This window comes from Corallococcus interemptor (assembly GCF_003668875.1).
In the GTDB taxonomy this organism is placed as follows: Bacteria; Myxococcota; Myxococcia; order Myxococcales; family Myxococcaceae; genus Corallococcus; species Corallococcus interemptor.
The window spans coordinates 1-394 of sequence record NZ_RAWM01000433.1; the positions used below are offsets into that span (position 1 = coordinate 1).

General features: G+C 44.4%; 1 protein-coding gene. It reads right to left on the reverse strand.

Annotated features, from left to right (window positions below):
- Positions 1 to 193: 193 nt before the first annotated feature.
- Positions 194 to 394: hypothetical protein (locus D7X96_RS40690; protein WP_208647475.1), on the reverse strand; the 201-nt coding region annotated here is incomplete at its 5' end.

The window sequence follows — 394 nt, forward strand, 5'->3', positions numbered from 1 at the left end:
GCCTAGAAATTCAATTCTGCATCTGTCTATTGCCAAAGTCGGCTTGTGTGATTTTTTTCTCTCCGGTGATATCATATGGGAGTTCGCTAGATATGGGCTAGAAGAAAAAACGGAACTGTTGATTCTTTCATTTTATTCTATGTTAGTTGCAAATGGAAAGGTCTTGTGACTGTATTCGTACACTCTCGCAGCTTTACCGCTGCTTGCATGGGCGGTAAACTCGCTTTTTCCAGTTTTCCTCCACTATGAGAGGAAAACTTGCAATTGCAGCTTTACCGCCGCTATCATTGGCGGTAAAATGGATTTTCCAGTTTTCCTCCGCTCGTAGAGGAGGAAAACTGGCAACTGCAGCTTTATCGCCGATCCCGTCGGCGGTAAAGTCGATTTTCCACCT